At 35.4% G+C, this 6,985-nt stretch carries 7 protein-coding genes; 1 reads left to right on the forward strand and 6 read right to left on the reverse strand.

Annotated elements, in window-relative coordinates; all coding sequences use genetic code 11:
* Positions 1–129 precede the first annotated feature (129 nt).
* On the reverse strand, positions 130–1,041 hold the full coding sequence (locus tag AC1W31_RS19880; protein ID WP_481736245.1) for a PfkB family carbohydrate kinase: 912 nt from the start codon (positions 1,039–1,041) through the stop codon (positions 130–132).
* 86 nt (positions 1,042–1,127) lie between these two features.
* Between AC1W31_RS19880 and AC1W31_RS19885 the strand changes: the two genes are divergently transcribed.
* Entirely contained in the window at positions 1,128–1,616 is a 489-nt protein-coding gene (locus AC1W31_RS19885) for a GNAT family N-acetyltransferase (RefSeq protein WP_481736246.1), read from the forward strand.
* 74 nt (positions 1,617–1,690) lie between these two features.
* Here the strand turns inward: AC1W31_RS19885 and AC1W31_RS19890 are convergent, their stop codons facing one another.
* The 5 genes from AC1W31_RS19890 to AC1W31_RS19910 form a co-directional block, all read right to left on the reverse strand.
* Positions 1,691–2,140, reverse strand: coding sequence for a DUF3299 domain-containing protein (locus AC1W31_RS19890; RefSeq protein WP_481736247.1), 450 nt, complete (start codon positions 2,138–2,140; stop codon positions 1,691–1,693).
* A 109-nt stretch (positions 2,141–2,249) separates the two neighbouring features.
* A complete protein-coding gene (locus tag AC1W31_RS19895) occupies positions 2,250–3,509 on the reverse strand; it encodes an ABC transporter permease (RefSeq protein WP_481736248.1) in 1,260 nt (419 codons plus the stop codon).
* A gap of 1,295 nt (positions 3,510–4,804) precedes the next feature.
* Positions 4,805–4,939 (reverse strand): hypothetical protein, encoded by a 135-nt coding sequence (locus tag AC1W31_RS19900; RefSeq protein WP_481736249.1) that lies wholly within the window; start codon positions 4,937–4,939, stop codon positions 4,805–4,807.
* Positions 4,940–5,019: 80 nt separating this feature from the next.
* Positions 5,020–5,439, reverse strand: coding sequence for a c-type cytochrome (locus tag AC1W31_RS19905; RefSeq protein WP_481736250.1), 420 nt, complete (start codon positions 5,437–5,439; stop codon positions 5,020–5,022).
* Positions 5,440–5,513: 74 nt separating this feature from the next.
* A complete protein-coding gene (locus AC1W31_RS19910) occupies positions 5,514–6,791 on the reverse strand; it encodes a PQQ-dependent sugar dehydrogenase (protein WP_481736251.1) in 1,278 nt (425 codons plus the stop codon).
* Positions 6,792–6,985 lie beyond the last annotated feature (194 nt).

Here is a 6,985-nt window from a genome sequence, read left to right on the forward strand (position 1 = left end):
CCAAAAGCAATATTTAAACAAAAGAGAGGTCAGTCAGAAATTTAAAGATAATATCAAAAATTATGTTACTTTCGATGATAAAAGACCTAAATGGAACTACCTAATAAAAGGTAGAGATTGACCAACTTATTATTTACTCGTTACTAAATCTTTAAATTCTGCAATTCTATCCGCTAATTCTGTTGCTGATAAATCCATTAAACGTTCTGTTCCGAATTTTTCTACGCAGAAAGAAGCCATCGCCGAGCCATACACAATGGCACGTTTCATATTCTCGAAAGAAATGTCATCCGTTTTTGCTAAATAGCCAATAAATCCACCCACAAATGTATCGCCCGCACCCGTTGGATCAAAAACATCTTCCAAAGGCAACGCCGGACAGAAAAACATTTTATCACCTTGAAACAATAACGCACCGTGTTCGCCTTTCTTGATAATTAACGTTTTAGGCCCCATTGCCATGATGGTTTTTGAGGCAGTTCTCAACGAATAATCACCCGAAAGTTGGCGAGCTTCTTCGTCGTTAATACACAAAACATCAATCATTTTCAAGACAGTCTTCAAATCATCCATAGCAATATCCATCCAGAAATTCATTGTGTCCATTACGACCAATTTAGGACGATTTGCTAAACGGTCAATTACCGTTTTTTGAACGGCTGGCGTAAGATTTCCTAACATCAAATACTGGCAATCCTGATATTCAGCGGGAATAATTGGATCGAAAGTGCCCAAAACGTTCAATTCCGTAACCAACGTATCACGAGAATTCATGTTGTTATGGTAACGACCCGACCAAAAGAAAGATTTTTCGCCTTTTTTGATTTGCAAACCTGTTGTATCAACACCTTTATCTTGAAGAAGTTGGATATATTCTTGGGGAAAATCTTCACCCACAACCGCTACTAAATTAATGGGAGTTTTGAAGTAAGATGCTGATAATGAAATAAATGTACCTGCACCACCAATGATTTTGTCTGTTTTTCCTCTGGGAGTCTCAATGGCATCAAAAGCCACCGAACCAATTGCTAATAAACTCATGGATTAAATTTGAAGAGTTGAAAATGAAATATTTTGCAAAGGTACGGAAATAAGATTATTTATATTTGCAAATAAACAATATTCCCATGCATAGAAAAGCCACACAAAATGACCTCCAATTCATCTACGAACTGTATATGCACCCACAAGTAAATCCGTATTTGCTTTACGAACCGATGGATATTGAAGAATTTAAGCCCATATTTGATAAACTTTTAACCAGTGAAATAAAATATGTTTTTACGGATGAAAACGGAAATCCTGTTGGAATGTTCAAATTATTTCCGTGGATATATCGGGCTTCACATATTGCTTATTTGGGAGGATTAGCGATTCATCCAGCTTTTGCGAGTAAAGGTTTTGGCAGAAAAATGATGCAAGAAATTATTGAATTAGCCAATCAGCAAGGCTATAAAAGAATAGAATTAAGTGTGGCAACCGAAAATTTAAAAGCCATTGAATTATACAAAAAATTAGGCTTTGAAGTGGAGGGTATTATGAAAAAATATACGTATCTGAAGCAAGAAGGACGCTTTTTGGATGAATTATTGATGAGTTATATTCAAATGGAGTAAAGGAAAAAGGGAGGAATGTAGAAAGGGTTTTCACCTTCCTCCATTCCTCCTTTTTCCCTTTACTCCTAAAAGACCTACTCAATCATATCCGCTTCTTCCAAAATATAATTCATCTCGTAAATATCATCGGCATTGAGTTTTAGTTTTCCTTTAAAAGTGTGCATATCGTCCGTTTTATACTTTCTGACCTCACTTTTCAAAGGCTTCAAAGACATCACTGATTCTGGCCCTGCACCGCCACAAAAGAAACATTGGCTGTATGGAAATGCCGAAAGCACGTACATATTTGTCGCTACATCCACAGGAATAACGTAGCCTTTAATGATGACTTCTTTATTCTCCAATTTCTTTAAAGGTGCGCCAAAAGTTGGGTAAAGCATAAAAATAGATTCTTGTGGATACCATTTTTTCTTGAAAGAAACGTCTTTCAACATATCCCAAGTAAGTTTTTCAGCGGGAGCATTTTTTGCCGAAATAAAGGTTGAGATTATCACACCTAACAATAGTAATGTCTTGATTTTCATATCTGTATTTTGATGTTTGTTGTTCGTTTTTCGAGAAGGGTTTTCGTTGTTCAATATTTAAGAGTTGAATGATAATGTCCGCTTTTAACGAAAATCAAACATCAAAAAATTACTCATCCGCTAATGTTTTTGAAATGTTAATGTTATAGATACCTAATGACGGTATCGCTGCCGCTAATAATCCGATAAATAATGCCCCTATAAATAAATAAAATTCTTCGGTTAGCAAAGATAAAACGTTGAAGTCGTAATGAAAATTTTGTTCCACATTTTCTGACATAATCCAAAGTCCAAATCTACTCAAAAATATACCAATTACGAAGCCTATTATACTGATTATCAACCCTTCTAATAACAATAATAAAAATAATTTTGTTCGACTCGCTCCCATCGAAAGCATCAAAGCCATTTCGTATTTTCGTTCTTTCAAGGAATTATAGAGCGATACAAAGACACTCAATCCCGAAACGATGATTATCACCAACGCAATCCACTTCAAAGCATCCACGCCCACGCCCAATAAGGCAAATAGTCGGTTGATTTCAATGGCTGGCGTGGCCGTTTGCAATGTTGAATTTTGGTTAATACTTCTGGCCATCATCATGCCCATTACAGGATTTCGGAATTTTACTAATAACGAAGTAATTTCCCTTGAATCCTCTGCTTCGTGATGATGTTCTTCATCAGTTTGAGGCTGTTCTTCTTCCAATAATTTCAAAGCATTTATTCCTTTTCCCGCTTCTTCTTCATGGTGTTCGTCATGTACTGCCCAAACACTTTCTAAGGGCGTAATCATCACTTGGTCAAGTACAGAATTGGTTGTTTTCAAGATTCCGACAACCTTAAATTGCTTTTCTTTATGCGCATTGCCTTCTTTATCAAAACCATGTTGCGAAGAAAAGGCATCACCAACTTTCAAGCCTAAATTCTTGGCTGCTTTACTGCCAACCACAATTTCCATGGCCTTTGAAAATACCTTTCCAGTTTCAAATTCCGCTTGAAAATGTTTTAAATATTTATCATTTGAACCCACAATTCTGTATCCTTGATAACTATCCCCCATCGAAAGGGGAATGGTGGATTTTACCAATGGGCTACGAGTCAGTCGATTAGCTTCTTCCATCGGAATATTTCCCGTGGGCGAATCAATCTGATAAATGCTCGCCAAAATTAATTGGAGTGGACTGCCTTTAGCGCCCACAACCATGTCAATTCCCGCCACGTTTCGAGTGAATTTTTCTTCAATTTGTTTGCTTGCCAAGAGTAAAAGTGAGATAATCGCAATCCCCAAAGCCATCAATAAAATGCTCAATGAAGTGGTTAAAGGCTTATCTTTTAGGTTGTTGGTTGATATTTTTAAAAGATTCATAAATTGTTGATGATAATAAAAAAGCCTCTGCGATTATACAGAGGCTTTTTTATTTGATTTTATATTTTCTTTTGTTACTAACATACCTCTCTCAGACAAGAACTTCTCGGCTCTATTTATCTTGTCTTTAAATAAGGTATCACGATTGACGTTGTCTAATCGTGGATTATATTGAAAGTTTGTTTCTTTATTTTTTGAGATTATCAAAGTTATCATTTGATTTATGATGGTACAAATATAGGATTATTTGCTTTTTTTTTAATCAAAAAGGTAACATATTTTTATTCTTGTTAAATTCAAGTTTGAAATGCAATCTATTAATTTGATAAATTATTTGTGAAAAAAAGGGTTCGAAAACTATTATTTTGAGTGTCAAATTCAACTAAATAAAATGGTAAATTTTACCCATTTAACCCTTGAGCAAAGAGACAAAATAGATACTTTGTTGAATTCACCGAGAAAATTTCTCAAAATTCAATTGCCCGACAAGTAGGTGTTTATGAGTCAGCCATTAGTGGAGAGAAACAATACAATTCTCGTTCACGAGTGGGTTGTCAAGCCGCTTATGCTCAGACAGTTGCTAAAAATGATAATTTAAAAAGCTCTTTAAAATCAATGAAGAACTCAAAAAGAAAATTCGTAAACAACTACAAGATGAGTAGTCTCCTAAACAAATAGTTAGAATGAATTGCTTTAAAGAATTCCCAAGAAAACATTCCAAAAGTTAGTTATGAAACCATTTATCAATACATTTATTGTAAACAAAAACAAGGCAATAATATTTATTTGAAATTGCGTAAAAGACGTAAAAATGGCTAAAAAAACTGAAAAAAGATGATGTTAGAGAAAAATTCTTAACAAGGTTATGATAGACCAAAGACCTCTTATGATTGAAAATACACAACGAGTTAGTCATTGATAGGGTGACGGTTCGATTTCTATGATTCATGCAAATGATCGAATATAATTTTCGTTATATTTTTCCCCTTAAGTCTAAAACTGTAAAAGAGGTGGAAAATAAAATGAGTTTGATTAATACTACCATTCCTATTCATTCCATTACTTTTGATAATGGTAGAGAATTTACAAATCACCAAGAAATAGCTCAAAATTTGGATTGACAAATCTTCTTTTCTTTTCCCTATCACTCGTGGGAAAAAGGATCAAATGAAAATATTAATGGGCTAATTCGACAGTACATTGCTAAAAAAATAGATATCAAGTAGTATTCGGATGAATATGTTTTGGAAGTCCAAAATTAACTAAATAATAGACCCAGAAAAATACTTAATTTTCTAACCTCTATCGAAATATCTAAAAATATGAAAACTACATTCACGTTTTACCAGAACGGCCTTACCCGCAAAGCAAATTGAACCAATAACGATTAACAATGCTCCGATTAAGTACTTAATTTGTGATTTTTTCATGGTTGTTTTTTTGGAGTGAATTAAAAAAAGCCTATCCAAATCAATGGAAAGGCTTTCTTAACTCGTTTTAACAAAGATAACTATTTTTGTGCTCTCTGTTTTTTTACTGCTTGAGCGCTAATGGCACTTGCCTGATTTCCGAAACTCTTACGCACGTAAGATAGCACTTCGGCAATTTGATAATCCGTTAGGAAATCGTGAGATGGCATTTCGTTGGAATAGCTGTCACCGTTAATTTCGGTGTCTTTTAATCCTTTCAAAATAACATTAATCAGTCGAGTAGAATCACCCAAAAACCAGTCCGTTTTTATCAAAGGTGGATTCATATTTGGCACGCCACTCCCGTCTTCCTGATGGCACGCCAAACAGTAGGTTTCATAAATAATCTTGCCCGAATCTGGCTGATAATTATACGGTTGAGATTTTGTGACTGTATTTTTTTGTATCATTGCCGAACTCAATAATAAAGTTAGCAATGATAAACTAAGGATATATTTCATTTGAATGTATCTCGGCTCTCCAGAACCAAGAATTAACGTAATTTACAACTCTGGAGAATCGTGGTGGTGGTACTTTACTGATGAATAACTCGCCAAACTTTTCCTTTTACCGAATCTGTAATATAAATTGAGCCGTCAGTTCCTTGAGCTAATCCCATTGGACGAGCTTTGGCATCGCCTGGATTTTTTACTTCTGGTCCACCTGAAAATCCATCCGCAAAAATTTCATAATCTCCCGATGGTTTACCATTTTTTCCGAAAGGTACAAAAGCCACAAAATAGCCGCCCTGTTTTAATGGAGCTCTATTCCAAGAGCCATGAAAACAGATGAATGCGCCATTTTTGTATTTGGCAGGAAACATATTTCCCGTATAAAACATCAAGGCATTTGGGGCCCAGTGCGCTGGAAATGCCATAATTGGTTTATCTTTTCCTTCACAAAGCCCTTGCGTTTTTGTATCACCGCCATATTCTGGAGCCAATATTTTCTTGTTTTGAAAACGATCGTGATAGCAATAAGGCCAGCCAAAATCTGACCCTTTCTTCAACAATAAAAATTCCTCAGAAGGCAATTCTGCACTTTGCTCAGCATCGTACATTTCTGGATAAAGCGTTGTTAATTGGTCACGTCCGTGTTGCATGGCATAAAGTTCGCCTTGTTGTTTATTCCAATCAATGCCAACGATATTTCTAATACCCGTTGCGTACCTAAAACCATCGGCTTGTTTTTGATTTTTTTTGTTAGCATCAAACTGCCAAACGCCTCCGTGCCAGTCTAAAATTGGGCAAGGCATCATACCTTTTGAGCCTTTCATACGGTTTTTCTCTTGACAAGCATTTGATGGAGCTCCGAAGGTTACATACAGATGATTTTTATCGTCCAATGCCAATGATTTTGTGCCGTGTTCGCTGTATAATTCCAAGCCTGTGACGATGGTTTCTGGCTTAGATTCATCGGGAGAGCCATTTTTCATGGGATAACGCACTACCGAAGAGTCAGAAGAAGCGTATAAATAACCATTGCCAATTGCAACACCCGTACCCACAAAATTGCCAAATCCCTTCGATTCATCGGCTTTTCCGTCGCCATTTGTATCTTTCAAAATGATGGTTCCTTTACCATCTTTGAGTTTGGCAAGGCGCACAAAAATTTCTCCTTTTTCGCTGACGACGATGTGACGTGCTTTGCCTACTCCTTCAGATACGACTAATGCCCCGAAACCATTTGGAAGGTTGATTCCCCCATTATCAGCATCAGCTTTTAATCTGACATTTTTGATGGGGTTTTTGTCTATCGACTTGAAACTCAATATTAAAGTTACAAGTGATAATGATAAAATTAGATTTTTCATTCTTAGTTTATTTTGAAGCAGGTTCAACGCATTTAAAAGTACAATAAAACTGCTTGGAAAAATACAAATTGAGCTTATTTTGGATAATGAAAAAAGATTCAATTTAAGATAAAACCTAAAAATGAAGTATTTATGTTAACATAAACCTAAAACCAGATTCAAATTTTCATCAATTTATTATTTCTGGCAAAATT

This window comes from Arcicella sp. (assembly GCF_964672035.1).

Coding starts and splice junctions, on each gene's coding strand:
- AC1W31_RS19880 (WP_481736245.1), bottom strand. CDS start 1,041: ATGAGTTTATTAGCAATTGGTTCGGTGGCTTTTGATGCCATTGAGACT.
- AC1W31_RS19885 (WP_481736246.1), top strand. CDS start 1,128: ATGCATAGAAAAGCCACACAAAATGACCTCCAATTCATCTACGAACTG.
- AC1W31_RS19890 (WP_481736247.1), bottom strand. CDS start 2,140: ATGAAAATCAAGACATTACTATTGTTAGGTGTGATAATCTCAACCTTT.
- AC1W31_RS19895 (WP_481736248.1), bottom strand. CDS start 3,509: ATGAATCTTTTAAAAATATCAACCAACAACCTAAAAGATAAGCCTTTA.
- AC1W31_RS19900 (WP_481736249.1), bottom strand. CDS start 4,939: ATGAAAAAATCACAAATTAAGTACTTAATCGGAGCATTGTTAATCGTT.
- AC1W31_RS19905 (WP_481736250.1), bottom strand. CDS start 5,439: ATGAAATATATCCTTAGTTTATCATTGCTAACTTTATTATTGAGTTCG.
- AC1W31_RS19910 (WP_481736251.1), bottom strand. CDS start 6,791: ATGAAAAATCTAATTTTATCATTATCACTTGTAACTTTAATATTGAGT.